This window comes from Streptomyces sp. NPDC043812 (assembly GCF_056436245.1).
Genome location: NZ_JBWKCY010000004.1, coordinates 112,509 through 139,239, shown reverse-complemented (window position 1 = coordinate 139,239; position 26,731 = coordinate 112,509). Strand labels below are relative to the sequence as shown.

Sequence of the window (26,731 nt, the reverse complement as noted above, 5' to 3'; positions counted from 1 at the left end):
CACCCGTTCGGCCGTAATCTGTGAAGGCTGCCCATACGCCTTACCGGAGAACTCCTTGCCCAGTCCTTACCGTGCGATCTTCGCCGCCCCCGGCACCCTCGGCTTCTCCGCGGCGGGCTTCCTCGGCCGGATGCCGCTGTCCATGCTGGGCATCGGCATCGTCACGATGATTTCGCAACTCACCGGGCGCTACGGGCTGGCCGGGGCGCTCACCGCGACGCTCGCCCTGTCCGCCGCGGTGCTCGGCCCGCAGGTCTCCCGGCTCGTCGACCGGCACGGCCAGCGCCGGGTGCTGCGCCCGGCGACCTTGGTGTCGGTCGCTGCCGTCGCGGGCCTGCTGGTCTGCGCCCAGCAGGGACTGCCGGACTGGACGCTGTTCGTCTTCGCTGCGGCCGCGGGCTGTGTGCCCAGCGTCGGCGCGATGACCAGGGCGCGCTGGGCGGAGATCTTCCACGGCTCACCCCGGGAACTGCACACCGCGTACTCGCTGGAGTCGATCGTCGACGAGGTGTGCTTCATCGTCGGCCCGATCGTGTCGATCGGGCTGTCCACGGTCTGGTTCCCCGAGGCGGGACCGCTGATCGCCGGTGTGTGCCTGCTCGTCGGCGTCTGGTGGCTGACCGCGCAGCGCGGCACCGAGCCGCGGCCGCATCCGGCGGAGCACCACATCGGCGGCTCGGCGCTCCGCTCCCCCGGCCTCCAGGTACTGGTCGCAGCCTTCCTCGCCACCGGGGCGATCTTCGGCGCGGTGGACGTGGTGACGGTGGCGTTCGCCGAGGAGGCGGGCCACAAGGCCATGGCGAGCGTGGTTCTGGCGGTCTACGCACTGGGCTCGTGCCTCGCAGGGGCCGTCTTCGGACTGCTGCACCTGAAGGGCGAGCCTTCCCGCAGGTGGGTGCTGGGCGTGTGCGCGATGGCCGTGAGTATGATCCCCCTCCAACTGGCCGGGAGCCTGCCGTTCCTGGCCGTGGCGCTCTTTGTCGCGGGCCTTGCCATCGCACCGACGATGGTGACCACCATGGCCCTCGTCGAAGCGCACGTACCGCGGAGCAAGCTGACCGAGGGCATGTCCTGGACCGGTACGGGACTCGCCGTCGGTGTGGCACTGGGTTCCTCGGCCGCCGGGTGGGTGGTCGATGCGCACGGAGCGGCTGCGGGGTACGCGGTGCCCGGCATTGCGGGAGTGTTCGCGGCCGTGGTGGCGTTCCTGGGGTACCGCCGGCTGCGCAGGCCGGTGCCGACGCGGGAGGGGCAGCGTGAGCGGGACTCTCAACGGTCCGAAGAGCGTGAACAGCACGTGGCGTAACTGGGCGGGCACGGTCACCTCGACGCCCCGGCGCGAGGCCCGTCCGGCCTCGGTCGACGAACTGGCCGACGCGGTGCGCCGGGCGGCCGAGGACGGTCTGCGGGTCAAGACCGTCGGCTCCGGCCACTCGTTCACCGCCGTCGCAGCGACCGACGGGCTGCTGATCCGCCCCGATCTGCTCACCGGGATCCGGCGGATCGACCGCTCCGGGATGACGGTGACCGTGGAGTCGGGCACGCCGCTGAAGCGGCTGAACGCGGCCCTCGCCCGCGAGGGCCTGTCGCTCACCAACATGGGCGACATCATGGAGCAGACCGTCGCGGGCGCGACCTCGACGGGCACCCACGGCACGGGCCGTGACTCGGCGTCGATCGCCGCGCAGATCAAGGGCCTGGAGCTGGTGACGGCGGACGGTTCGCTGCTGACCTGCTCGGAGAAGGAGAACCCGGAGGTCTTCGCGGCGGCCCGGATCGGTCTCGGTGCCCTGGGCGTCATCTCGGCGATCACGTTCGCCGTGGAGCCGATCTTCCTGCTGACGGCCCGTGAGGAACCGATGCCCTTCGACCGGGTGCTCGCGGAGTTCGACGCGCTGCACGCGGAGAACGAGCACTTCGAGTTCTACTGGTTCCCGCACACCGGCAACTGCAACACCAAGCGCAACAACCGCAGCGCCGGCCCGGCGGCGCCGCCCGGTGCGGTCAGCGGCTGGATCGAGGACGAGCTGCTGTCCAACGGGGCGTTCCAGGTGGCCTGTTCACTCGGCCGCGCGGTCCCGGCGGCCATCCCGGCGATCGCCCGTTTCTCCAGCCGCGCCCTGTCCGCCCGTACGTACACGGACATCCCCTACAAGGTCTTCACATCTCCGCGCCGGGTGCGCTTCGTGGAGATGGAGTACGCCCTGCCGCGTGAGTCCGTCGTGTCGGTGCTGCGTGAGGTGAAGGCGATGGTGGAACGGTCGCCGCTGCGGATCAGCTTCCCGGTGGAGGTGCGCACCGCGCCGGCCGACGACATCACGCTCTCGACGGCGTCGGGCCGTGACAGCGCGTACGTGGCGGTCCACATGTACCGCGGCACGCCGTACCGCTCGTACTTCACCGCCGTCGAGCGGATCATGACCGCCCACGGCGGGCGGCCGCACTGGGGCAAGATCCACACCCGCGACGCGGAGTACTTCGCCGGCGTCTATCCGCGCTTCGGCGAGTTCACGGCGCTGCGCGACCGGCTCGATCCGGGGCGGCTGTTCCAGAACCCGTACCTGCGGCGGGTGTTGGGCGACTGAGGTCCGGCCGCCTCACGGCGCCTCGGTCCCGCCCGCGTCCTGTGCCCCGTCGCCCACCGGCGGGGAGCTGCCCGCGCCGGTGGGTGGCGGGGTCGTGGCGGTCGGGGTGGGCGCCGGGGACTCGGCGGGAGATCCGGTTCCGGTGGGCGCGGGCGTCGCCGTTCCGGTGCCGTGGGCGCCGGAGTCGTCCGCCGCCTCGTCGTCGCCGGGGGTCGGGTGGCTGCTCTGCTCCTGGCCGCGGCCCGGTTCACCGGACCCGTCGGCGTCCGGGGTCGCGGACGGCGTACTCGAAGGGGACGGGGAATTCCCGCCACCGCGCGGGCCGTTGCCGCCCGTTCCGAACGCGGAGCCGACCGTGGTGCCCGCCCCTCCGCTCAGTTCCTCACCCGATGCCAGCTCGTATCCGGTGACACCGGCCATGGCGACACCGAAGACGACGGTGGCCGCGACGAGGGGCCGCTTCCACCGGCGCCTGCGGGTGCTGTAGGTACTCGCCGCTCCGAACTCCCCGGCGGTGACCAGCCGTTGTGCGTCCGGCAGGCCCTGGGCGCTCGCGGGCAGCGGAGCTCGGGGCGACCTCGACTTCGACCTCGGCTTCGGCTCCGGCTTCGGCTTCGGCTTCGGCTGGGCCGTGACCTCGCGCAGCTGCTCGCCTGTTCTGCTGAACAGATGCTGGAAGAGCGGACCACCGCAGGTGGCCACGACGCTGACGACTCCGGCGCCGATGATGGTGCCGTAGACGCCGAGCCGGGAGGCAAGCACGGCCGCGGCGACCGCCGCGAGCGCGCTGCCCGCGACCTGCGGCACGCTCAGATCGATACGCCGCGCTCCCTTCACCCCCGGCCCGTCGGCCTGTTCGTGCTGGTTCATCCCGTCGTCCGGCTTCTGCTGCATCTCCGGCCTCTGTCCGCCCATCTGTCCGTCCTGCACCAGATAGGGACAGATGAGCGAAGTGAATAGTTCCGCTTCTGCCGTTTCTGTGAAGCACAACACCTGGTCACCGGTGGTTCCGGGGGCCAACTCCCACCCCCGGCGAGAAGTTCGGCGGCGCGGCAGTCCACCCGCATGGCCCGAATGGAGTACTGTGGCGAGCCCTGGACCCGACCGCCTCCATGGCGATCGGACCCCAGGTAGGGGGCCGAATGCGGCGCTCGATCCGGCGGCGCCGCGGCACCGCACGGAAATCTATCGCTCAGAGTGAGCATCGATCACTCTGAGTGGCAAATAGATAACCGTGCCATAACGGCGATCAAGGGCCTGTGCCCGACACGCCGGGCAACTCGGCAAGGTTGTGGCAGGCTGCACCCGGGCAGGCCACACTCGACTAGCGGAAGCAGCGACGCAGGTGACGTCGGCAGGCACCACCCGGGAGGTCCCCATGCCCGAACTGCGTGTCGTGGCCGTCTCCAACGACGGCACACGACTGGTGCTCAAGGCTGCGGACAGCACGGAATACACGCTTCCGATCGATGAGCGGCTGCGTGCCGCCGTACGCAACGACCGCGCCCGCCTCGGCCAGATCGAGATCGAGGTGGAGAGCCATCTCCGCCCCCGCGACATCCAGGCGCGTATACGTGCCGGTGCCTCCGCGGAGGAGGTCGCGCAGCTCGCCGGCATCCCCGTCGACCGGGTGCGCCGCTTCGAGGGCCCGGTGCTCGCGGAGCGCGCGTTCATGGCGGAGCGGGCCCGCAAGACTCCCGTGCGCCGTCCCGGCGAGAACACCGGACCGCAGCTCGGCGAGGCGGTGCAGGAGCGGCTGTTGCTGCGCGGCGCCGAGAAGGACACCGTGCAGTGGGACTCCTGGCGCCGCGACGACGGCACTTGGGAGGTCCTGCTGGTCTACCGGGTCGCCGGCGAGCCCCACTCGGCGAGCTGGACGTACGACCCGCCGCGTCGGCTCGTCCAGGCCGTCGACGACGAGGCGCGCTCGCTCATCGGCGAGACCGACGACACGATCGCGCAGGAGCCGAGCTTCCCGTTCGTCCCGCGCATTGCGAGGCTGCCCAGGGACCGGCCGTTGGACCGTGCCCTGGACCGCCAGATGGAGCGGCCAGCCGTCGCCCCCTCGACCGACCCCGAGGAGAACGCGGAGCGGGACTCGCTCACCAGTCTGCTGGAGGCGGTGCCGAGCTTCCGTGGCGACATGGTCGTGCCCGAGCGCCCGGCCCAGCCCGAACCGGCGGCGATCGAGCCGGCGCAGGAGCCCGGGACCGAGGAGGAGCCGGTGGCTCCCGCGGCGTCGGCCGGCGCGGGCTCGGCGTACGCGGATGTGCTGATGCCGCGTTCGGTGGCAGGTCATCGCGACCGTCTGACAGGCACGACCGACCGCCAGGCGGAGGCGGACGGCGTCCGTCCCGGCCGCCGTGCCGCCGTGCCGAGTTGGGACGAGATCGTCTTCGGGACGCGCCGTAAGAAGCAGGAGTAGCGCGGAGCAGCACGCCGACGAGGGGGCCGGAGCACCGAGGTGCGCCGGCCCTCTCCTCGTGCGCGGGAGTCAGGACGGGTCGGGCCCCGTGGCCACCGGGCGGGTGGGGTCCGACGACCACTCGGACCACGAGCCCGCGTACAACGCGGGGACGAAGCCCGCCAGTTCGAGCGCCACGGCCTGCTGCGCCGCCGAGACGCCGGAGCCGCAGTACACACCGACCGTCGTCACGTCGGCGCCGGCACCGAGGCCGGCGAACCGCTCGGCCAGCACCCCGGGCGGCAGGAACCGGCCCGCCTCGTCCACGTTCGCCGTGGTCGGCGCCGAGACGGCGCCGGGGATGTGACCGGCGACCGGGTCGATGGGCTCCACCTCGCCGCGGTACCGCTCCCCCGCCCTGGCGTCCAGCAGCAGACCGTCGCGGGCGAAGCGGGCCGCCCCTTCGGCGTCCAGCAGCGGCAGGCCGCCCGGCCGGGGCACGAAGTCGCCCTCCACGGGATCCGGCACCTTGGTCTCCAGCGGCCCCGTCCAGGCGGCGAGACCGCCGTCCAGGACCCGTACGTCCGCATGTCCCGACCAGCGCAGCAGCCACCAGGCGCGCGCCGCGCCCCAGCCCTTGTCCCCGTCGTACGCCACGACGGGCGTGCCCGCGGAGACGCCCGCGCGGCGCATGACCGCGCCCAGGACGTCGGTGGCGGGCAGCGGATGGCGACCGCCCGCTCCGGGCGGGCCGGCCAGCTCCGCGTCGAGGTCCACGAAGACGGCGCCCGGGATGTGCCCGGCCTCGTAGGCGGGCCGGCCGTGCGGTCCGCCGAGCTGGTAACGGACGTCCAGCAGCACCGGTGGGGTGGGGCCTGCGAGCTCACTCGCAAGATCGGCTGCGGAGATGATCGGTGTCATGCAGGCCATCCTTGCGCACCCGGCCGCCGCGACGGAACGCCTCCGAAGCGGATGACCAGCCGTAAAACGGGCATCCTCCGGCGGGAACCCGCCATATCCGGCGCGGCCGGGGCGCGTCGGGCGCCAGGGGGTGAAAGCATCTGCTCGGCGCGCTGCCTTCCCGCACACGGCGTGCCACGCACCCGCCCCACCCCCCGGCACGGCCACGACGATGGTCCGAGGAGAGAGACGATGACCGAGGCAACTCGGCGCGCCCCCGGCACACCCTGCTGGGTGAGCTTGATGGTGCACGGCATCGACACGACACAGGAGTTCTACGCGGCACTGTTCGGGTGGGAATTCACCCCCGGCCCCGATCAGCTGGGTCCGTACGTCCGCGCGATGCTCGACGGCAAGGAAGTGGCGGGGATCGGGCGTCTGCCGGCCGATCGCCATCTGCCGGTGGCCTGGACCCCGTACCTGGCGACCGATGACGCGGACACCACCGCAGAGGCGATCAGGAGCTGCGGCGGGACGGTCGGGGTGGGTCCGCTGGACGCCGGGGACGCGGGACGCCTGGTCATCGCCTCGGACCCCGGAGGTGCGGTCTTCGGCAGCTGGCAGGCCGCCGCGCACACGGGCACCGCCGTCCACGGCACGCACGGCACTCCGGTGTGGAACGAGCTGGTCACCCGCGAGACCTCGTCGGTCGCCAAGTTCTACCAGGCGGTCTTCGGCTACGAGACACAGACGCTGGTCTCCGCCGACGAGGACCATCTGACGCTCCTCCTGGACGGGCGCCCCGTGGCATCGGTGCACGGCGCCGGCCAGGCGATGCCGCGCGGCCGGGGCGCGTACTGGATGACGTACTTCGAGGTCGAGGACACCGACGCCACCGCACAGCAGGTCGTGGAACTCGGCGGACAGGTGATCCGGCCGCCCGCCCAGGGGCCTCACGGTCGCGAGGCGACCGTCGTGGACCTGGAAGGGGCGGCGTTCACGATCATCCGGTCAGGAGCGTAGAGGCGCGGCAGGTCACTGGCGCACGGCCGCGGCCGCCTCGTCCGGCTCCACCGGCAGGACGTCCGGGGACAGGGCCGCGGCGCGTGCCGTCGCGGCCGTCATCCTGCGCCGGTGGTGCCGTCGGCACAGCACCTCGTAGCCGATCTCGTCCGCCGAGTGGCTGACGTCCCCCACCACGACCTGCGCTCCTTCGACCACCATCACGCCGCCGACGGTGCGGGCGTTGTGCGTGGCGCGCGCTCCGCACCAGCACAGGGCCTCGACCTGCAACACCTCGACGCGGTCGGCCAGTTCGACGAGCCGCTGCGAGCCGGGGAAGAGTTTGGACCGGAAGTCCGTGGTGATACCGAACGCGAAGACGTCCAGGTCCAGGTCGTCGACGACCCTTGCCAGCTGGTCGATCTGCTCGGGCGCGAGGAACTGCGCCTCGTCGGCGATCACGTAGTCGCAACGGCCGCCCTTGGACAGGTGGCCGACGAGAAACGCGTAGAAGTCGAAGCCCTCGGCCGCCTCCACCGCGTCCGTGACCAGGCCGAGCCGGGAGGACAGCTTGCCCTCGCCCGCGCGGTCGTCACGGGTGAAGATCATGCCCTGAAGGCCGCGGGTGGACCGGTTGTGCTCGATCTGCAGAGCGAGAGTCGACTTCCCACAATCCATCGTTCCGGAGAAGAACACCAGCTCGGGCATGGGAAGTTGAGGGCCTTTCGGATCTGTGTGCGGGGGGCGGGGAAGTACTACGGGCGTACTTCCAGGAGCGGGACGAGCTGCTCGACGGGGGTCATGGAGCCGTGCATGCCGACCATCGCCGACTCGTGCGGCTCGTTGACCGACGCGGTGATCACCACGTCGTCGTGGGCGGCGGCGACGACATCGCCGATCCGCCCGTGGACCCGCTCGTCGACCCGGTCGCCGAACCAGCCCGCGGCGATCGCCTCGTCCCGGCCCGCCACCCAGAACTGCTCGCCCAGCACCTCGCGCCAGACCGCGAGCACGTCGGACTCCGCGCCCGGCACCGCGTACACATGGCGGGCCCTGCCCTCGCCGCCGAGCAGGGCCACTCCGGCGCGCAGCTCCCAGTCCTCGTCGAAGTCGATCCGGGACTGCTCGTCGAAGGGGATGTCGATCATGCCGTGGTCCGCCGTGACGTAGAGGGCGCTGCGGGGCGGCAGCTGTTCGGCCAGGCGCTGGACGAGACGGTCCACGTACATCAGCTGGCCGCGCCAGGCGTCGGAGTCCACGCCGAAGCGGTGCCCCTTCCCGTCGACCTCGCTGTAGTACGTGTAGACCAGCGAGCGGTCGCCCCCGGCGAGCTGTTCGGCCGCCAGGTCCATGCGCTCCTCGCCGGAGAGCCGGCCGTGGAAGGTCCCGCCGCTCAGCGCGATCTTGGTGAGCGGCGTCTGTGCGAACGCCGGCGCCGACACCTGCGCGGTGTGCACCCCCGCCTCGTCCGCGAGCTGGAAGATCGTGGGGTACGGCTGCCACACCCGCGGCGAGGTCCAGGGCTTCCAGCGCAGCTGGTTCATCAGCTCGCCGGTCTCGGGGTTGCGCGCCGTGTAGCCGGGCAGTCCGTGCGCGCCGGGCGCGAGGCCCGTGCCCACGGACGCGAGCGAGGTGGCGGTGGTGGCGGGGAAGCCCGCGGTGATCGGCCGCCCGGTGCCGCCGCGCGACGTGGCGAGCAGCGAGGTCAGATACGGGGCCTCGTCCGGGTGGGCGATGATCTGCTCCCAGCCGAGGCCGTCGATCAGGAACACGCAGTTCCGGTCGGCCGGGGTCAGCTCGGGAATGCGCTGCACGAGTCCGGGAACGCCCTGACCGGCCGCCAGCGTGGGCAGCAGATCCGAGAGCGAGCCGCTGCCGTACTCGGGAACAGGGGCGGTGTCGAGAGGGAGCGGTTGCGGATCGTCCGGCCAGACAGCGCTCTGCACAGGCTGGACCATCAGCGCGTGGCTGCCGTGGCTTCGGAGAGCGCCTGCGCGAAGGTGAGGGTCTGGCGGACCGTGTCCGGGCCGTCCCCCGCCTCGCTGACCCGCAGGCTGAGGTCGTCGGCGGTGGAGCTCCCGGTGTAGCCGTGGTCGGCGTCGCAGTTCGGGTCGCCGCAGGCCGCGGGCTCCAGGTCGAGCCGGGAGACGGCGCCCCAGCCGATGGTCAGGACGATCTCGCGGGGCAGGGTGCCGGGGGTGTACGACTCGGGGTTGGCGACGACGCGGCTGACGACCACGGACGAGATGCGGCCGAGCTTGACCGATTCCGTGGACGTGGTGGCGTACGGCGTGGGCGAGCTGGAGTCGGCGGTCTGCTCGTCGGTGTGGCTGACGATGAACCGGTTCTCCGTCAGGACCAGCACCGTGACATGGCGGCGCACTTCGTTCGCGTCGAACGTGGTCTCCTGGTGCACCAGGTACGACGAGATCGGCTCGCCACCGACAGCGGCCTCCACCGCCTCGGCCACGAGAGCCGGGTAGTAGCCGCTGCGCTCGATCGCCGCGCGCAGCCCCTGAGTCGTCGTACCGGTCTTCGCCATGCGGTCCATCCTACGGGGCCGCGGGGGTCCCGAGCGCTCAGTAGCTGGGGAGCCGACGGGGTCCCAGGTCGCTGCGCGCGGGCGGCGGAGCGAGGCGTACGGAGGCGTCGAGCACACAGAGGCCGTGCTGGGCGACGACCACCGGTTCGAGACCGACCGAGACCACCTCCGGGTGGTCGTCGACGAGCCGTGACACGCGCAGCAGCAGCTCCTCGAGAGCGGCGGTGTCCACGGGCGCGGAGCCGCGCCAGCCGAACAGCAGGGGCGCGGTGCGGATGCCCCGGATGAGCTCGGCCGCGTCACGGTCGGTGGCCGGGACGAGGCGGTGTGCGGTGTCGCCGAGCAGCTCGGAGGGCGCACCGGCCAGCCCGAAGGAGAGGACGGCGCCCGCGGCGGGGTCGATGGTGGCGCGTACGACGGTGTCCACGCCGCGCGGCACCATGGTCTGCACGACGGGCTGCAGCTCGGCGGACTTGCCGAGCGTCTCGGTCAACTCGTGGTAGGCCTGGCGCAGTTGGGTCTCGTCCGCCAGATCCAGCCGGACGCCGCCGAGGTCGGCTCGGTGGCGGAGGTGGGGCGCGGTGGTCTTGAGGGCGACGGGGTAGCCGAGGCGGGCGGCGGCATGGACCGCGGAGTCGGGGTCGGAAGCAGGCAGGGCGGGCCGCACATGGATCCCGTAGCGGCCCAGCAGCTCGTGGGCGTCGGCGTTGCCGAGGGTGAAGCCGCGGGTGTCCGTCTCCCTGCCGAGCAGCCGCTCGATCTGCCCGGCGGCGCCGCTCTCGTCGATGTCGTCGTACTGGGGGACCTTGCCGGGCTCGGCGGCCTGACGACGCCACTGGGCGTACCCGACGGCCTCGGCAAGGGCCCGCACGGCCCGCTCGGCGGCGGGATAGGCGGGGATGCGCGTTTCGCGTGCGGGGGCGGCGCCGCTTCCGCCCTCCGGGCCGGGCGCGCCGACGCCCCTGTCGTGGCCGGGCGCCCCGGGCACTGCCGGGGCCACGGCGCGCGGGCGGCCGACTGCGCCCGGCGCCTCGAAGGAGGCCGCGGCGCGCGGACGGCCGAGCGGGCCGCCTGCTCCGCCAGGGGCTGTCCCTGGGGCGGAGCCGGTGCCCGCCGATGCGTCGGCCGCCGGTACAGCGGGTGCCCCGGCGCCGGGCCGGCCGGTCCTGACGGGCCCGGCAGGCGTTGCGGTCACGGCATGCGGGGGGCCGTCCGTGCCCGGCGCCTCGCCGGGCCGGGTGCCGGGCGATGCGCCGACCGCACCGGTGCCGACGGCCGGGACGGGCGCGTCGGCGGAGGTCGAGGCCGCAGAAACTCCGGCCGGGGACGCAGCGGCGCGTGCCGGGGCCGTGCTCGACGCCGCGGCCAGGGCGTCCGCCAGCGCACCCATCTCCACGTGGACCACCGCCACCGGCTTCGCCGGGCTCGTGGCCGACGCGTCGCGCAGCGCCGCGGCCAGGACCTCGCCGTCGCCCGACTCCGTGACGCCGTTCTCGCCGACCCACGGGATCGCCGTGACGACGACGGCGTCGCACGCGTCGTCCTCCAGTGCCTCGGTGAGCGCGGCGCGGAAGTCCGCAGGGGCGGCCGCCGTCGTCAGATCGCGCGGCGGGAGCGGGCGCAGCCCCTCCGCCAGGCAGGCGTCGTACGTGAGGAGGCCGAGGGACTCGGAGTTGCCGAGGATGGCGACCCGCGGCCCCGCGGGCAGGGGCTGACCCGCCAGGAGGAGACCCGCGTCGACGAGTTCGGTGACCGTGTCGACGCGGATCACGCCCGCCTGGCGCAGCAGCGCGCCGACGGTGGCCTCCGGGATACGGGTCACCGGCACCGCGTGCCCGGGCGGCGTGCTGCCGCTGTGCCGCGCGCCCTTCACGACGACGACCGGTTTGACCGCCGCTGTGCGCCGGGCGAGCCGGGTGAACTTGCGGGGGTTGCCGATGGACTCCAGGTAGAGCAGGACGACATCCGTGCCGGGGTCCTCGTACCAGTACTGGAGGAAGTCGTTGCCCGACACGTCCGCTCGGTTGCCCGAGGAGATGAACGTCGAGAGTCCCGCGCCGCGTCGGTGCAGTCCGGACAGCAGGGCGATGCCGATCGCGCCGGACTGGGTGAACAGGCCGATGCGGCCGGCGGCCGGGGACTCGGGGGCGAGAGAGGCGTTGAGCCGGACGGTGTCGGCCGTGTTGATGATCCCGAAGGCGTTCGGCCCGATGATCCGCATCCCGTACGAGCGGGCCTGCCGCACCAGTTCGCGCTGGCGTTCGCGGCCGCCCGCGCCGCTCTCCGCGTAGCCGGCGGTCAGCACGACCAGCCCCTGGACGCCGTGCTCACCGCAGTCGGCGACGGCCGCGGGCACGTGCTCCGCGGGCACGGCGACGATGGCGAGGTCGACCGGCTCCCCGATCTCGCCGACAGAGCGGACGGCCGGCACGCCGTCCAGCTCGCCGGCTCCCTCGGGGAACGCGCGGTTGACCGCGTACACCCGGCCGGTGAACCCGGCACCGAGCAGATTACGCAGGGCGGTGCGGCCGACGCCGCCGGGCTGCCGGCCGGTTCCCACGACGGCGACCGAGCCCGGCGCGAGAAGCCGCTGGACCGAGCGGGCCTCGGCGCGCTGTTCGCGGCCGCGCTGCACGGCGAGGGACTCCGCGGTCGGTTCGAGGTCGAGCGTCAGATGGACCGAGCCGTCCTCGAAGCTGCGCTTCTGGGTGTAGCCGGCGTCCCGGAACACCTTGATCATTTTGTTGTTGGCGGGCAGCACCTCCGCCGCGAACCGCCGGATGCCGCGCTCCCGTGCGACGGCCGCGATGTGTTCCAGCAGTGCGGAGGCGACTCCGCGCCCCTGGTGGGCGTCCTGGACCAGGAAGGCGACCTCGGCCTCGTCGGCCGGAGCGCTCGCCGGCCTGCCCTGGGCGTTGATCCGGTCGTACCGGACCGTGGCGATGAACTCCCCGCCGACGGTGACGGCGAGCCCGACCCGGTCCACGTAGTCATGGTGGGTGAAACGGTGCACGTCCTTGGCGGACAACCGGGGATAGGGCGCGAAGAAGCGGTAGTACTTCGACTCGTCGGAGACCTGCTCGTAGAAGCTGACCAGACGGTCCGCGTCCTCGGTGGTGATGGGCCGGATGCGTGCGGTGCCACCGTCGCGCAGCACGACGTCTGCTTCCCAGTGATCAGGGTAGGCGTGCTCCGACGAGGTCTGCATGCGAGCAGCGTACGGCGGATGCACGGGTCGCGTGGGTGGTTGCGCACGGGCACGCTGGGAGGGCCGTTCGGCGGTGCGGCCGCAGGCAGGGCCGTCGGCGGAGCACCCGCCAACGCATGAGAGACTGGTCTAGACAACCATTAGGACCTGCAAGACCTGAAGGGCAACACCATGGCTGAGCGTCGCGTCAATGTCGGCTGGGCCGAGGGCCTTCACGCCCGCCCCGCGTCCATCTTCGTCCGTGCCGCGACCGCCTCCGGTGTCCCGGTGACGATCGCCAAGGCCGACGGCAACCCCGTCAACGCCGCCTCCATGCTGGCCGTGCTCGGCCTGGGCGCGCAGGGCGGCGAGGAGATCGTGCTCGCCTCCGACGCGGACGGCGCCGATGTCGCGCTGGACCGTCTGGCGAAGCTGGTGGCCGAGGGTCTGGACGAGCTCCCCGAGACCGTCTGATCCGCAGTATCGCGACAAAGCCGCGGCGTTCCTTCCGGAGCGCCGCGGCTTTGTCGTCCCCCACCGGCTCCCCCGCCGGCTTTTCCCTCACGGGCAGCACGAATTCGGGCACTCAATTCCGCCGACCCAATTCCGGTGACGAAAAATGGCCGCCACCGAATACCACACCTTTGTATACGGCTCGATTGTTAATTGCGGAGGCTCGCGATGTTTACGGGATGTTGCGAAGTCCTCACCCGCTCCGCCCGGCGTCGCAGACGGTGCTCCCCCGCAGCCCTTTCCGCATGCAGCGCGGTGAGCGTCCGGGCCCGTTCCACGTCGCCCCGCGCCACGGCGTCCACGATGGCGCCGTGCTCCGCCCAGGACTCGACGGGTGCGGCAGGCTGCTCGACCGAGTACATCCACGCGATCTTGTGGCGCAGCTGGATCAGCAGGGCCGTCAGCCCCGGGCTGCCGCACGCCTGCGCGAGCGTCTCGTGGAACCAGGAGCCGAGGGAACGCAGGTCCTCGCCCTGCCCGCGGCGCGCACGCTCCTGACCGAGCCTCACCAGGCCGCGCAGCACCTTGAGATGCGCCTCGGTGCGCCGCTGTGCCGCGCGGGCGGCACCGAGCGGCTCCAGCAGCATGCGGATCTCCAGCAGGTCGGCCGCCTCCTGCTCGGTGGGCTCGGCGACATGTGCGCCGGCGTGGCGGCGGGTGACGACGAACCCCTCCGACTCCAGGGTGCGCAGCGCCTCGCGCACCGGGACGCGGGAGACGCCGTAGCGGCGTGCGAGGTGCTCCTCGGTCAGCCGGCTGCCGCGTTCGAATACGCCGGAGACGATGTCGTCGCGGATCGCTGTGCATACAGAGTGCGCGGGAATGCGCATGACCGAACCTCCGCTTTGATCCGCGCGAAACGCAGCCGATTGACTCGTGTCCGGTGACTCTATTCCAGTCCGCTGGATTTTCCGATGGCCGACCGGAATCCATGCATATCCTTTGGCCGGAAATGGCAGGGCGCGACACAAACGCCGAGGGCCCCCGGCTCGTGCCGGGGGCCCTCGGGGAGATGCTCGGGTCAGACGCTGACGCCGCGGGCGCGGAGGTAGGCGACCGGGTTGATGTCGGAGCCGTACTCCGCGGTGGTGCGGGCCTCGAAGTGCAGGTGAGGTCCGGTCGAGTTGCCGGTCGAGCCGGACAGGCCGATCTGCTGGCCGGGGGTGACCTGCTGGCCGACCGAGACGCCGATGGACGACAGGTGGCCGTACTGCGTGTAGGTACCGTCGTTCATCCGGATGACGATGTTGTTGCCGTACGCGCCGCCCCAGCCGGCCTCGACCACGGTGCCGGAGCCGACGGCGACGACCGAACTGCCGGACGCGGCGCGGAAGTCGACGCCCGAGTGGCTGCCGGAGGACCACAGGGCGCCGCCGGTCTGGTAGCCGGTGGTCACGAAGGAGCCGGCGATCGGGAGCCGGAAGGAGTTCAGGCGCTTGCGCTCGGCCTCACGGGCGGCGCGCGCCTTGGCCTCGCGAATCTCCTTGGCGCGCGCTTCGGCCTTGCGCTTCGCCTCGGCCTCGGCCTTCGCCTTCGCCTTCGCCTTGGCGGCGGCCTCGGCGGCCTCCTGCTTCTGGGCGGCGGCCTGGTCGGCGATCTCGTCGGCGATGGATCCCATGGAGACGATCTGCGTCAGCCCGGTGTCCTCGACGGACGGGGCTTCGGCTTCGGCGGCGAGCGCCGGGGAGGCGAGGGTTCCGATGACGCCGGTGGTGGCAAGGGCCGCGACGCCCGCGATCTTCGCGCTCCTGCGCGTCAGGCGGCTCGGGGCACGATGCTTCCCGGTGGCACGGGTGAACGCCATGAAGTGGCTGGTCCTTTCCTTCCTTCTCGCCTACCGGGTTAGCTGACGGGTTCGGAGCAGGAAGGTCTCCTACGGACTCCTCCGCACACGGCGAAGGCGTCCGATTCACCCCAGGGACTGCGTGGGTCCCCGGCTCCCCAGGCTCGCGCCTGACGGGGACTCGGCGATGGCTGTCCGATGCCGCGGGCGCGGCGGGATCTTGGCGGACAGCCGCACCGACGCTAGGCAGCTCATCCGTCAATCACCAAACGGACAGCCCCTTTTGTAGCGCATGCCACAGGGCGTACACGTCGCTTCCGCAAGGAAACGGACAAACAGCGGAACCCCGGCAAATACCTCGAAGCCAGGGTTCCGCTTGCTTGCACAACATCCGTTTTGTGCTGTTTGCCGAAGAAGGGTGCTTTCAATCAGCCGGTGACGACGGTCACTTCACCGATGCCGAGCGCCTTGATCGGCTCCTCGATCTGCGAGGCGTCACCGACCAGCACCGTGACCAGCCGGTCCACCGGGAACGCGTTCACGGCCGCGGCGGTCGCCTCCACCGTGCCGGTCTGCGCCAGGCGGGCGTAGAGGTGGGCCTGGTAGTCGTCCGGGAGGGACTGCTCCACCTGGTCGGCCAGCGTCGCGGCTACGGAGGCCGCCGTCTCGTACTTCAGCGGCGCCACGCCCACCAGATTCTGGACGGCCACATCGCGCTCGGCGTCGGTGAGGCCCTCCGCCGCCAGGGTGCGCAGCACCTTCCACAGGTCGTCGAGCGCCGGACCGGTGTTCGGCGTGTCCACGGAGCCGCTGATGGCGAGCATCGCGGCGCCCGAACCGTCCGGGGCCGAGAGCAGCACCTGACCGAAGGCGCGCACACCGTAGGTGTAGCCCTTCTCCTCCCGCAGGACGCGGTCCAGCCGGGAGGTCAGCGTGCCGCCGAGGCAGTACGTACCGAGAACCTGAGCCGGCCAGACGCTGTCGTGGCGGTCGCCGCCGATACGGCCGAGGAGCAGCTGCGTCTGCACGGCACCGGGCCGGTCGACGATGACCACACGGCCGGTGTCGTCGGCGGTGACCGGCGGCACCGGGCGGGGCGCGGCCTTGTCACCCGTCCAGGCGCCCAGGGTGCCGGCGAGAACGTCGTCGACGTCGATGCCGGTCAGGTCGCCGACGATCACGGCGGTCGACGTGGCGGGGCGGACATGCGTCTCGTAGAAGGCACGCACGGCAGCGGAGTCGATCCGGGCGACGGTCTCCTCGGTGCCCTGCCGCGGTCGCGAGACCCGCAGGGAGGACGGGAAGAGCTCCTGGGAGAGCTGCTTGGCCGCCCTGCGGGCGGGGTTGGCCATCTCGTGCGGGATCTCGTCGAGGCGGTTGCGGACCAGCCGGTCGACCTCGTTGTCCGCGAACGCCGGGGCGACCAGGGCCTCGGCGAGCAGCCCGAGCGCCTTGGTCAGCCGGGAGGCCGGGACCTCCAGGGACACCCGGACGCCGGGGTGGTCGGCCATGGCGTCGAGAGTGGCTCCGCAGCGCTCGAGCTCGGCGGCGAACTCCTCAGCGCTGTGCTTGTCGGTGCCCTCCGACAGGGCACGCGCCATGATCGTGGCGACGCCGTCGAGCCCCTCGGGCTCGGCGTCCAGCGGCGCGCCGAGGATGATCTCCACGGCCACGACCTGCTGACCGGGGCGGTCGCAGCGCAGGACCGTCAGGCCGTTGTCCAGCGTGCCGCGCTCGGGGGCGGGGAAGGCCCAGGGCCGGGCGGTGCCGGCGGTGGGCTGCGGGTGGAAGTCCATGGTCACGGCAGCGTCGCTCACTGGTCCGCCCCCTCGTGCTCGTCGTTCTCTGCGGTCTCGTCGTCGGCGGAGACGGGCTCGTAGACCAGCACGGCCCGGTTCTGCGGGTGCAGCCTGGCCTTGGCGACCGCCTGCACCTCGTCGGCGGTGACGTCCAGGACCCGCTGCACGGCGGTCAGCGCCAGCTGCGGGTCGCCGAACAGGACCGCGAAGCGGCACAGTTCGTCGGCCCGGCCGGCCACGGTGCCGAGCCGGTCGAGCCACTCGCGCTCCAACTGGGCCTGTGCGCGCTCCATCTCCCCGGGCGTCGGGCCCTCGGCGGCGAACCGCGCGAGCTCCTCGTCGACCGCGGCCTCGATCTGCGGAACCTCGACCCCGCCGGAGGTCTTGACGTCCAGCCAGCCGAGCGAAGGCGCGCCGGCCAGCCGCAGGAGGCCGAACCCGGCGGCGACGGCCGTCTGGTCGCGGCGGACGAGGCGGTTGTGCAGCCGGGAGGACTCGCCGCCGCCGAGGACGGTGAGCGCCAGGTCGGCGGCGTCGCACTCGCGTGTGCCGTCGTGCGGGAGGCGGTAGGCGGCCATCAGGGCGCGGGCCGGTACCTCCTCGACGATCTCCTCGCGCAGCTGCTCGCCGATGTTCTCCGGCAGGGAGCCGTCGCGCGGAGGCTGCTTTCCGTCGTGCGAGGGGATGGACCCGAAGTACTTCTCGATCCAGGCGAGCGTCTGCTCCGGGTCGATGTCGCCGACGACCGAGAGCACCGCGTTGTTCGGCGCGTAGTAGGTGCGGAAGAAGGCGCGGGCGTCCTCGAGGGTCGCGGCGTCCAGGTCGGCCATCGAGCCGATCGGCGTGTGGTGGTACGGGTGGCCCTCGGGATAGGCGAGGGCGGTCAGCTTCTCGAACGCGGTGCCGTACGGGACGTTGTCGTAGCGCTGGCGGCGCTCGTTCTTGACGACGTCGCGCTGGTTCTCCATCGACTCGTCGTCGAGCGCGGCGAGCAGCGAACCCATGCGGTCGGCCTCGAGCCAGAGCGCCAGCTCCAGCTGGTGGGTCGGCATGGTCTCGAAGTAGTTCGTCCGCTCGAAGCTGGTGGTGCCGTTCAGGGAGCCGCCGGCGCCCTGGACGAGCTCGAAGTGGCCGTTCCCCTTCACCTGGCCGGAGCCCTGGAACATCAGGTGCTCGAAGAGGTGGGCAAGTCCCGTACGCCCCTTGACCTCGTGGCGGGAGCCGACGTCGTACCAGAGGCACACCGCGGCGACCGGGGTCAGGTGGTCCTCGGAGAGCACCACGCGCAGGCCGTTGGCCAGACGGTGCTCGGTCGCTGTCAGGCCGCCGGAGCCGGCCTGGCTTGTGGCCGTGTGACCCATGGGCATGTACGTCCCTTCGATCGCGATGTGAAAAGGTCCTGCCACCCTATGCAAGCGCACTGGCACCTGGCGAAGTTCCCGACCGCCCACCACGTCCCTCTTCCGGGTCGCGGTCGGTGTTGTCAGTGGGACAGTCCACAATGGTCCGCGTCAGATCCAGACTGGTACGTGAAGGAGCAGCAGCCGCGATGGCCCGCCGCAGCACGAAGACCCCACCGCCGGAGGAGTTCGAGGAGAAGATCCTCGACATCGACGTCGTGGACGAAATGCAGGGCTCCTTCCTCGAGTACGCGTACTCGGTGATCTACTCCCGCGCCCTGCCCGACGCCCGCGACGGCATGAAACCGGTGCACCGCCGCATCGTCTACCAGATGAACGAGATGGGCCTGCGCCCCGACCGCGGCTATGTGAAGTGCGCGCGTGTCGTGGGTGAGGTCATGGGAAAGCTGCACCCGCACGGAGACGCGTCGATCTACGACGCGCTGGTGCGCATGGCGCAGCCGTTCTCGATGCGTCTCCCCCTTGTCGACGGCCACGGGAACTTCGGCTCGCTGGGCAATGACGACCCGCCCGCGGCCATGCGGTACACCGAGTGCCGGATGGCCGACGCGACCAGTCTGATGACGGAGTCGATCGACGAGGACACGGTCGACTTCCAGTCGAACTACGACGGTCAGGAGAAGGAGCCGGTCGCGCTCCCCGCGGCCTACCCCAACCTGCTGGTGAACGGCGCGTCGGGCATCGCCGTCGGTATGGCGACGAACATGCCCCCGCACAACCTGGGCGAGGTCATCGCCGCCGCCCGCCACCTGATCAGGCACCCGGCCGCGGACCTCGAGACGCTGATGCGGCATGTGCCCGGCCCCGATCTGCCGACGGGCGGCCGCATCGTCGGCCTTGCCGGGATCAAGGACGCGTACGAGTCCGGCCGTGGCACGTTCAAGATCCGCGCCACGGTGTCCGTCGAGACGGTCACGGCCCGCCGCAAGGGCCTGGTCGTGACGGAACTGCCCTTCACGGTCGGCCCGGAGAAGGTCATCGCGAAGATCAAGGACCTGGTCTCGGCGAAGAAGCTGCAGGGCATCGCCGACGTCAAGGACCTCACCGACCGCCAGCACGGCCTGCGGCTGGTCATCGAGATCAAGAACGGATTCATCCCCGAAGCGGTCCTGGAGCAGCTCTACAAGCTGACGCCGATGGAGGAGTCCTTCGGTATCAACAACGTCGCCCTGGTGGACGGGCAGCCGCTCACGCTCGGTCTGAAGGAGCTGCTGGAGGTCTATCTGGACCACCGGTTCGAGGTGGTGCGCCGGCGCAGCGAGTTCCGCCGCACCAAGCGCCGCAACCGGCTCCACCTGGTCGAGGGCCTGCTGGTAGCCCTTCTCGACATCGACGAGGTCATCCGTCTGATCCGCTCCAGCGAGAATTCGGCCCAGGCCAAGGAGCGGCTGATCGAGCGCTTCTCGCTGAGCGAGATCCAGACCCAGTACATCCTCGACACGCCGCTGCGCCGGCTGACCAAGTTCGACCGGATCGAGCTGGAGAGCGAGCGCGACCGGCTCAACGGCGAGATCGACGAGCTGACGGGGATCCTGGAGTCGGACGCCGAGCTGCGCAAGCTGGTCTCCTCCGAACTGGCCGCGGTGGCCAAGAAGTTCGGCACCCCGCGCCGCACGGTGCTGCTGGAATCCGCGGGCGCACCCGCACCGACCGCATCGCTGCAGGTCGCGGACGACCCGTGCCGAGTGCTGCTGTCCTCCACCGGACTGCTGGCACGCACGGCGACCGGCGAGCCCCTGGTGGACCACGGCTCCGGGCGCACCAAGCACGACGTGATCGTCTCGGCGGTGCTGGCCACGCAGCGCGGCGAGGTGGGCGCGGTGACGTCGGCGGGGCGGCTGCTGCGCGTGTCGGTGATCGATCTGCCGCAGCTGCCGGACACGGCGTCGGACCCCAATCTGTCGGGGGGCGCGCCGGTCACCGAGTTCCTGTCGCTGGAGGAGGACGAGGCGATCGTGTGCCTCACGACCCTCGACGAGTCCTCCCCCGGTCTCGCGCTCGGCACCCTGCAGGGTGTCGTGAAGCGGGTGGTCCCCGACTACCCGTCGAACAAGGACGAGTTGGAGGTCATCTCGCTCAGGGACGGGGACCGGATCGTGGGCGGCTCCGAGCTGCGCACCGGCGAGGAGGACCTGGTCTTCATCACCTCCGACGCGCAGCTCCTGCGGTACCAGGCCTCTCAGGTGCGGCCGCAGGGCCGGGCCGCCGGCGGCATGGCCGGCATCAAGCTCACGGAGGGCGCCGAGGTGATCTCCTTCACGGCGGTCGACCCGGCTGCGGACGCTGTGGTGTTCACGGTCGCGGGCTCGCAGGGCACGCTCGACGACGCACCGACGTCGGCGAAGCTCACCCCGTTCGACCAGTACCCCCGCAAGGGGCGCGCCACGGGCGGTGTGCGCTGCCAGCGGTTCCTCAAGGGCGAGGACCTGCTGGTCCTGGCCTGGGCCGGCGCGGCCCCGGCACGGGCGGCGCAGAAGAACGGCTCCCCGGCCGAGCTCCCCGAGCTCGACCCGCGCCGTGACGGTTCGGGCACACCGCTGACGTCGGCGGTGGAGGTGCTGGCCGGCGCGGCCTCGTAAGCTCCCCGCCCCCTGTGCCCGCCGGTTGCGGCGGGCACAGGGCGGTCGTCCGGGGGCGTTCAGTGCCAGGGGATGTTCCGCCAGGGGCTGCCCTCGTTCTCGACGAGGATGCGGTGTGCGGTCAGCGCGCCGTCGTAGAAGTCGCCGTACTCCTCGTTGTCGAAGCGCAGCACCCTGCCCAGCAGGTAGCCCGCCGAGAAGTCCTCCCACGACGTGTAGGCGGACTTGCCGAGTGCCCCGGCGTGCACGATCGCCTGCTCGGCCTCGTGCGGGGTGCAGTAGCGGGCGGCAAGTCCCCAGCGGGCGAGGTTCGGTGCCCGCCCGTAGTCGTACGCGGCCACCGTGGCGACCCGGCCGTCCTCCGGCAGCAGTCCGTCGGCGCGGAACCGTGCCTCGTACCGGACGATGCGGCGGACCAGCCCGTCCATCTCCTCGACGAGGGAGGGCGGCGCGCCCCGGTCGTGCAGTGAGCCGGCCGCGGTCTCGCGCCACAGGTCGGGGGGCGGCATCTCGCCCAGGCCCCTGCGCAGCTGCTCGCGGACCCGGAGCGCGAACTCCGGCTGGGGCGGGCTGTTGGAGTAGTCCAGGAGGGCGGCGATCTGCTTCTGCCAGCTGCCGTTGTCGGAGACGGCCCAGCTGGAGCGGAGCATCTTCTGCTGCGCGGTGTAGTCCACGTAGACCGTTCCGACCTCGTTCCACGGCACACCGTTGCCCACCGCGAGATGGGCTCCGCAGGCGAGGCCGAAGGCGAGCGGGCCGAACAGGGGACCTGTGTGCAGGGCGGTCAGCCGGTCGTCCGTCCGCTGCTCGTTCTGCGCGGCATAGCGGCGCCAGACCGCCCGGTGCTGCGGCGACGCCGGCAGTTGCGCGGCCGCCGGGGTGCCGCCGTTGACGACGAGCCAGGCGGCCGGATCGGGCCAGTTCGCCTGCGCCACCCAGTCGAGTGTCACCTCGTGGAACACCCAGTCCGGGTGCCAGGGCGGCAGCATCCCGCGGGTGACCAGGGGCTTGCACGGCTTGCCGGTCACCGGGTCCGTGATCGAGGGCCAGCGGACGGTGTCCGGAGCGGCGTCGACCTCGTAGCGGTTCTGCCCGATGTAGAGGCCTTCGGCGGCGAGCACCTTCAGCTGCGCGTCGACGTCGCCGCGCCCGCCCGCCTCGTACAGCAGTCGCTCGACCTCGGTCGGCGGTGTCCAGTTCACGCCCATGGCAGCCTCCGGTAGGGGCTGTTGGGGTCGAGGGTGAGGATCCGGTGCTGGATCAGCGACTCCTGATAGGTCTCACCGAACTCCTCGTCGTCGAAGGCGAGGACGCGGGCCATCGCGTACGCCGCCGAGAACGCCTCCCACGAGCCGTACGCCTCCCGGCTCAGCCTGCCGGCAGTGAGCACCGCCTGTTCCGCCTCCTGCGGATCGATCAGCCGCGCCCCGAGCCCCATGCGGACGAAGATGACGACCCGTCCGTAGTCGAAGGCGCTGAGCGAGTCGATACGTTCGTCGGGACCGAGCATCCCGTCGCCGCGGAACCGGTCCTCGTAGCGGGCGATCCGCCGGGCGGTGTCACGGTGGAGGGCGATGGTCTCGTCGTCGGCTCCGCGCACGGCGGGGTGCCGGACGACGGCCTCCACCCATTCGTCGGTCGGGAGCCGCGTGCCCCGGCGATCGGCCAGTTGCGCACGGATGCGCAGGACGACGGCCTCTTCGCAGCCGCACAGCTTCGCGCCGAACAGCGCGTCCAGCGACCTGCGGAACTCCGCGCGGTTGCTCACCTTCCAGGTGCCGCGCAGGGTCCCGGTGTCTCTGAAGTAGTCGAAGTACGTGGTGCCGAGTTCGTTCCAGGGGACGCTGTTGTGCACCGAGAGGTGCGCACCGCAGGCCAGACCGTGGGCCACCGCTCCCTGGAGAGGGGCGCCCGCGTGGGTGACCAGCCGTCCGCGCTGCGGCCCGCCGGTCTCGGCCGTGACGGTCTGCCATGTGCGGCGGCCGGCCCACTTGGTCGCAAGGCTGACGGCGCACGGCGTGCCCGGGTTGACGGCGAGCGGCCAGCGGTCGTGGGGCCACTCCTGCGCCAGTTCCGCGAGTGTGGTGGAGCGGTGCACCCACTCCGGGTGCCAGGGGGCGAGCATGCCGCCGGTGTAGGCCGGGATGCTCCACTTGCCGTTCAGTGGATCCTTGACCGGCTTGGGCCAAGCGGTGACACCGGGGGTGTCGGCCTGGAGCCGCGGGACCGGGAGGTAGAGCGCAGCGCGGGAGAGCACGGCGATCTCCGCGTCCCGGTGGCCCCCCGCCCGGGCCTCGTACAGCTGCTGTTCGGTCTCGGTCGGCGGTGCCCACCCCGTGGTCCCTGTTGTCACGGACCGATTTTATGAAGTGCCGTGCTGCCGCCGGGACATGGGTGGTCACTCCACGTCGTCGTCCCACTCCTCACGGCCGGGAACGTGCCGCAGGATCCCCCACATCGTGTGGTCCTCGGGAACCTCGTGCGCTCCGGCGACACGGGCGGCCTCGAGTCCGCCCAGCAGGGCGCCGGTGTCGATGCCTGCTCCGATCAGTACGAGCTGTGTCCGCCGCGCGGCCTCGCCGGCCGGCCAGGGCTCGGGGTAGAAGCGGAGGAACCGGCCGACGGAGTGCAGGACATAGCGGTTGCGGGCGTCGGCCGCACCGAAGTCGACGAACCCCTTGATGCGGTAGAGCCCCTCCGGCCGGGCGTCGAGGAAGTCGAGCAGCCGACGCGGATGCAGGGGCAGGGCGGCGGTGAAGGACACGGTCTCGTAAGCGGTGTGCAGATGGCCGTCGTGATCGTGGCGGCCGTCGACGTCGTGGCCGTCGTCGGCGAGGTCCTCGAAGGAGAGCTGTCCCACCCGCTCGGTCCGCGGGCGGGGCTCGAAGAAGACCTCCGGATCGACGCGCCCGTACGCAGCGGTGATCACCGCCGGTCCGTCGGCGATCCCGGCGATCTGCTCGCGCAGCGCTGTACGCTCCGCGTCCGCGATCAGGTCCGCCTTGTTCAGCACGACGAGGTCGGCGATGGCCAGGTGCCGGTCGATCTCGGGATGCTGCTCGCGAGTACGGGTGAACTCCACGGCGTCGACGACCTCGACGAGGCCGCCGTACACGATCCGTTCGTTCTCGCTGGCGAGCAGCATCCGCACGAGCTCCTGCGGTTCCGCCAGTCCGCTGGCCTCGATGACGATCACATCGAGACCGGCGGCCGGCCGGGTGAGCCTGTCGAGGAAGACGTCGAGCTCGCTGGCGTCGACGGCGCAGCACAGGCAGCCGTTGCCGAGGGACACGGTGGAGTCGCCCAGCTGGCCCGCCACCGTCATGGCGTCGATCTCGATCGCCCCGAAATCATTGACGATCGCGCCGATCCTGGTCCCGCGGCCGGCCCGCAGCAGATGGTTGAGCAGGGTCGTCTTGCCGGATCCCAGAAAGCCCGCGAGGACGATGACGGGGATCTGCGGCGTGCTCACGACGGCACCTCCTGGGTCTCACACGGCGGAAGCCCCCAGGATAGGTGCGGGCGCGAAGGCCGGCGGGAGGGGCTGCGGCGGGGGCGGGCCCACGTAGCGGGCCGCAGGCCGGATGATCTTGGAGTCCTCGGCCTGTTCCAGGATGTTGGCGCTCCAGCCCACCACCCGCGCCGCGCAGAAGGTCGGGGTGAACATCTCCCGCGGCAGACCGCACAGCTCCATGACGACTCCCGCGTAGAACTCGACGTTCGTGTGCAGCTCCCGGCCCGGCTTCAGTTCGGCGAGGATCGCCTCGACCTGTGCCTCCACCTGGACGGCGAAGTCCACGAGCGGTCCGCCGAAGTTCTCCGCGATCCCGCGGAGCATGCGGGAGCGGGGGTCCTCCGTGCGGTAGACGGGGTGTCCGAAGCCCATGATCCGGTCGCCGGCGAGGACGCGTGACCTGATCCACGCGTCGATGCGGTCGGGGGTGCCGATGGCGTCGAGCGTGTCGAGGGCCCGGCTCGGGGCGCCGCCGTGCAGCGGTCCGGACAGGGCGCCGATCGCGCCGACGAGGCAGGCGGCGACGTCGGCTCCGGTGGAGGCAATCACCCGGCCGGTGAAGGTGGAGGCGTTGAATCCGTGGTCCACCGTCGAGATGAGGTACTGCTCGACGGCCCGGGCGCGGGTGGGGTCGGGCTCCGAACCGGTGAGCATGTAGAGGTAGTTGGCTGCGTACGGCAGGTCCTCGCGCGGCTCGACGGGCTCCATGCCACGCCCGAGCCGGTACAGGGCGGTGAGCAGTGTCGGAACCGCGGCGCAGGCCACGAGCGCGTCGGCGCGGCGGCGGTCGGCGTCGAGGTCGTACACCGGCAGCATTCCGGCCGAGGCGCCGAGAAGCGACAGAGCGGTCCGCAGCCCGGCGAGCGGGCCGGAGGTCGCCGCCGCACGGGCGAGGGCGGGCAGCGCGGCACGCACGTCCTCGGGCAGCCTCCGCAGGGGCGCGGTGCGGGCGAGGAAGGCGGCGCCCTCGCCGTCGTCGTCGGGCAGCCGGCCGTGGAACATCAGGTGCCATACGTCCTCGAAGCCGGCGCGCTCGGCCAGTTCGACGGCCGAGTACTGGCGGTAGTGGTAGAAGCCCTCGCGCCCCCGGACGTCGCCGAGCGCGGTGTCGGTGACGACGACGCCGGCGAGTCCGCGCGGTGCGCCGGGGGCCTGGGGTGTTCCGGGGTTCGACATGGCGTTTCTCCCTTTCCTTGACTTGACCATCCATGGTTGAACCGATCAGTGTCAATATTGATTGAATCAATATGGATAGGGTTCAGTCATGACACAGCAGGAGCCCGGCGGGCGGCGGCTGACCACCCGCGAGGCGGCGGAGCGGCTCGGCGTGAAACCCGAGACGGTGTACGCCTATGTGAGCCGCGGGCTGCTGACCAGCAGCCGGGACGCGCGGGGGCGCGGCAGCACGTTCGAGGCCGCGGAGGTCGACGCGCTCGCCCGGCGCAACAGACGGGACGCCCCGGGCACCGGTGACCTGGTCTTCCGTACCCAACTCACCCTCATCGAGCAGGACCGCTACTACTTCCGCGGTGTCGACGCCGTCGAGCTGGCATCCCGGTACGGCTTCGAGGAGGTCGCCGAGTGGCTGTGGACCGGCGAGCTGAAGCGTGGCATCCGTTTCACCGCGCCTGACGAACCCCTGGCCGCGGCCCGCCGCGCCGTCGACTCACTGCCCGCCCACAGCGGGCAGATGGACCGGCTGCGCGTGGCAGCCATCGCCGCTGCCGTCGCCGACCCGCTGCGGTTCGACCTGGAGCACGACGCCGTACTCGGCAGCGCACGCGCACTGATCCCCACCGTGGTCGACGCGCTGCCCGAGCCGGGTCGGCAGCGCGCAGGGGACGGCCCGCTGGCCGGACGGCTGTGGGGGAAGCTGACCGCGCAGCCCCCGGACGAGCCGTCCCTGCGCGTACTGGACATGGCCCTCGCGCTCCTGGTCGACCACGACCTCGCCGCATCCACCCTGGCCGCCCGGGTGGCCGCGTCGGCGCGTGCCCACCCGTACGCCGTGGTGTCGGCGGGCCTCGGGGCACTGGAAGGCCCGTTGCACGGCGCGGCAAGCGGCCTCGCCCACCGGCTGCTCACCGAAGTGCTGCAACGCGGCGGCGCGGCCCCGGTCGTGGCGGACCATCTGCGCGGCGGCCGCCGGGTCCCGGGACTGGGGCATCGCCTCTACAGGGGTGAGGACCCGCGCGCGCGAGCCCTGTTCACGCTGCTCGACGAGGTGCCGTCGGCAGCGCCCGCTCTAGCCGCGGCACGGGACGTGACGGCGACGGCCGCCCGCCACACCGCGCTGCACGCCAACGTCGACCTGGCACTCGCCGTGCTGTCGGTGTCCTCCGGGATGCCCGCGGAGGCGGGCGAGACGGTGTTCGCCGTGGCACGCACTGCGGGCTGGATCGCCCACGCGCTGGAGGAGTACGAGGAGCGCCCGCTGCGCATGCGCCCGAGCGGCCACTACAACGGCCCGCGCCCGCCGCAGCCGCTGCCCTGACCGGCCGT

The 26,731-nt window shown here is 71.9% G+C and carries 21 protein-coding genes and 1 riboswitch; of the genes, 7 read left to right on the top strand and 14 right to left on the bottom strand.

Annotated elements, in window-relative coordinates; translation table 11 throughout:
• Positions 1 to 55: 55 nt before the first annotated feature.
• Together AC067Z_RS07875 and AC067Z_RS07870 are read left to right on the top strand one after the other, a co-directional pair.
• Positions 56 to 1,306, top strand: a complete 1,251-nt coding sequence (locus tag AC067Z_RS07875; protein WP_478788592.1) for an MFS transporter — start codon at positions 56 to 58, stop codon at positions 1,304 to 1,306.
• Positions 1,257 to 2,585, top strand: coding sequence for a D-arabinono-1,4-lactone oxidase (locus tag AC067Z_RS07870; RefSeq protein WP_478788591.1), 1,329 nt, complete (start codon positions 1,257 to 1,259; stop codon positions 2,583 to 2,585). The genes AC067Z_RS07875 and AC067Z_RS07870 overlap by 50 nt, the downstream gene beginning before the upstream one ends.
• Before the next feature lie 12 nt (positions 2,586 to 2,597).
• Here AC067Z_RS07870 and AC067Z_RS07865 read toward each other — a convergent pair whose 3' ends face one another.
• Positions 2,598 to 3,500, bottom strand: a complete 903-nt coding sequence (locus tag AC067Z_RS07865; protein ID WP_478788590.1) for a hypothetical protein — start codon at positions 3,498 to 3,500, stop codon at positions 2,598 to 2,600.
• Positions 3,501 to 3,963: 463 nt separating this feature from the next.
• On the opposite strand from AC067Z_RS07865, the gene sepH reads away from it, so the two are divergent.
• Complete coding sequence (gene sepH, locus AC067Z_RS07860) at positions 3,964 to 5,010, top strand: septation protein SepH (protein ID WP_478788589.1); 1,047 nt, start codon at positions 3,964 to 3,966, stop codon at positions 5,008 to 5,010.
• A 69-nt stretch (positions 5,011 to 5,079) separates the two neighbouring features.
• Here the strand turns inward: sepH and AC067Z_RS07855 are convergent, their stop codons facing one another.
• The gene (locus AC067Z_RS07855; protein WP_478788588.1) at positions 5,080 to 5,910 is read right to left on the bottom strand and encodes a sulfurtransferase; all 831 of its coding nucleotides are present in this window, start codon (positions 5,908 to 5,910) and stop codon (positions 5,080 to 5,082) included.
• Between the two features lie 231 nt (positions 5,911 to 6,141).
• On the opposite strand from AC067Z_RS07855, the gene AC067Z_RS07850 reads away from it, so the two are divergent.
• On the top strand, positions 6,142 to 6,912 hold the full coding sequence (locus AC067Z_RS07850) for a VOC family protein (protein WP_478788587.1): 771 nt from the start codon (positions 6,142 to 6,144) through the stop codon (positions 6,910 to 6,912).
• A 12-nt stretch (positions 6,913 to 6,924) separates the two neighbouring features.
• Here AC067Z_RS07850 and AC067Z_RS07845 read toward each other — a convergent pair whose 3' ends face one another.
• The 4 genes from AC067Z_RS07845 to AC067Z_RS07830 are packed head-to-tail and all read right to left on the bottom strand — an operon-like array spanning position 6,925 to position 12,641.
• Complete coding sequence (locus AC067Z_RS07845) at positions 6,925 to 7,599, bottom strand: thymidine kinase (protein WP_478788586.1); 675 nt, start codon at positions 7,597 to 7,599, stop codon at positions 6,925 to 6,927.
• Positions 7,600 to 7,646: 47 nt separating this feature from the next.
• Entirely contained in the window at positions 7,647 to 8,849 is a 1,203-nt protein-coding gene (locus AC067Z_RS07840) for an alkaline phosphatase family protein (RefSeq protein ID WP_478788585.1), read from the bottom strand.
• Positions 8,849 to 9,442, bottom strand: a complete 594-nt coding sequence (locus AC067Z_RS07835; RefSeq protein WP_478788584.1) for a DUF5998 family protein — start codon at positions 9,440 to 9,442, stop codon at positions 8,849 to 8,851. Before AC067Z_RS07835 ends, AC067Z_RS07840 begins: the two co-directional genes overlap by 1 nt.
• Before the next feature lie 28 nt (positions 9,443 to 9,470).
• Positions 9,471 to 12,641, bottom strand: coding sequence for a bifunctional acetate--CoA ligase family protein/GNAT family N-acetyltransferase (locus tag AC067Z_RS07830; RefSeq protein WP_478788583.1), 3,171 nt, complete (start codon positions 12,639 to 12,641; stop codon positions 9,471 to 9,473).
• A 171-nt stretch (positions 12,642 to 12,812) separates the two neighbouring features.
• Here AC067Z_RS07830 and AC067Z_RS07825 point away from each other — a divergent pair, with 171 nt between their 5' ends.
• The gene (locus tag AC067Z_RS07825; RefSeq protein ID WP_478788582.1) at positions 12,813 to 13,094 is read left to right on the top strand and encodes an HPr family phosphocarrier protein; all 282 of its coding nucleotides are present in this window, start codon (positions 12,813 to 12,815) and stop codon (positions 13,092 to 13,094) included.
• A gap of 188 nt (positions 13,095 to 13,282) precedes the next feature.
• Here the strand turns inward: AC067Z_RS07825 and AC067Z_RS07820 are convergent, their stop codons facing one another.
• The 4 genes from AC067Z_RS07820 to AC067Z_RS07805 all read right to left on the bottom strand — a co-directional run bounded on the left by AC067Z_RS07820 (position 13,283) and on the right by AC067Z_RS07805 (position 18,082).
• The gene (locus AC067Z_RS07820) at positions 13,283 to 13,963 is read right to left on the bottom strand and encodes a GntR family transcriptional regulator (RefSeq protein WP_478788581.1); all 681 of its coding nucleotides are present in this window, start codon (positions 13,961 to 13,963) and stop codon (positions 13,283 to 13,285) included.
• Positions 13,964 to 14,154: 191 nt separating this feature from the next.
• Positions 14,155 to 14,937, bottom strand: coding sequence for a M23 family metallopeptidase (locus tag AC067Z_RS07815; RefSeq protein WP_478788580.1), 783 nt, complete (start codon positions 14,935 to 14,937; stop codon positions 14,155 to 14,157).
• A 13-nt stretch (positions 14,938 to 14,950) separates the two neighbouring features.
• Positions 14,951 to 15,113: riboswitch (cyclic di-AMP (ydaO/yuaA leader) on the bottom strand.
• 231 nt (positions 15,114 to 15,344) lie between these two features.
• A complete protein-coding gene (locus AC067Z_RS07810) occupies positions 15,345 to 16,712 on the bottom strand; it encodes a M16 family metallopeptidase (protein ID WP_478788818.1) in 1,368 nt (455 codons plus the stop codon).
• Between the two features lie 17 nt (positions 16,713 to 16,729).
• Positions 16,730 to 18,082: a M16 family metallopeptidase gene (locus AC067Z_RS07805; protein WP_478788579.1), complete on the bottom strand. Its 1,353-nt coding sequence runs from the start codon at positions 18,080 to 18,082 to the stop codon at positions 16,730 to 16,732.
• A 182-nt stretch (positions 18,083 to 18,264) separates the two neighbouring features.
• On the opposite strand from AC067Z_RS07805, the gene AC067Z_RS07800 reads away from it, so the two are divergent.
• Complete coding sequence (locus AC067Z_RS07800; RefSeq protein WP_478788578.1) at positions 18,265 to 20,715, top strand: DNA gyrase/topoisomerase IV subunit A; 2,451 nt, start codon at positions 18,265 to 18,267, stop codon at positions 20,713 to 20,715.
• Positions 20,716 to 20,774: 59 nt separating this feature from the next.
• On the opposite strand, the gene AC067Z_RS07795 is transcribed toward AC067Z_RS07800, so the two are convergent.
• The 4 genes from AC067Z_RS07795 to AC067Z_RS07780 are packed head-to-tail and all read right to left on the bottom strand — an operon-like array spanning position 20,775 to position 25,405.
• The gene (locus AC067Z_RS07795) at positions 20,775 to 21,923 is read right to left on the bottom strand and encodes a DUF1266 domain-containing protein (RefSeq protein ID WP_478788577.1); all 1,149 of its coding nucleotides are present in this window, start codon (positions 21,921 to 21,923) and stop codon (positions 20,775 to 20,777) included.
• Positions 21,914 to 23,068, bottom strand: a complete 1,155-nt coding sequence (locus tag AC067Z_RS07790) for a DUF1266 domain-containing protein (RefSeq protein ID WP_478788576.1) — start codon at positions 23,066 to 23,068, stop codon at positions 21,914 to 21,916. The genes AC067Z_RS07795 and AC067Z_RS07790 overlap by 10 nt, the downstream gene beginning before the upstream one ends.
• A gap of 45 nt (positions 23,069 to 23,113) precedes the next feature.
• Positions 23,114 to 24,187, bottom strand: coding sequence for a CobW family GTP-binding protein (locus AC067Z_RS07785; RefSeq protein WP_478788575.1), 1,074 nt, complete (start codon positions 24,185 to 24,187; stop codon positions 23,114 to 23,116).
• Positions 24,188 to 24,205: 18 nt separating this feature from the next.
• A complete protein-coding gene (locus tag AC067Z_RS07780; protein ID WP_478788574.1) occupies positions 24,206 to 25,405 on the bottom strand; it encodes a citrate synthase/methylcitrate synthase in 1,200 nt (399 codons plus the stop codon).
• An 88-nt stretch (positions 25,406 to 25,493) separates the two neighbouring features.
• Between AC067Z_RS07780 and AC067Z_RS07775 the strand changes: the two genes are divergently transcribed.
• Complete coding sequence (locus tag AC067Z_RS07775) at positions 25,494 to 26,723, top strand: citrate synthase (protein WP_478788573.1); 1,230 nt, start codon at positions 25,494 to 25,496, stop codon at positions 26,721 to 26,723.
• The last annotated feature ends 8 nt before the right edge of the window (positions 26,724 to 26,731 follow it).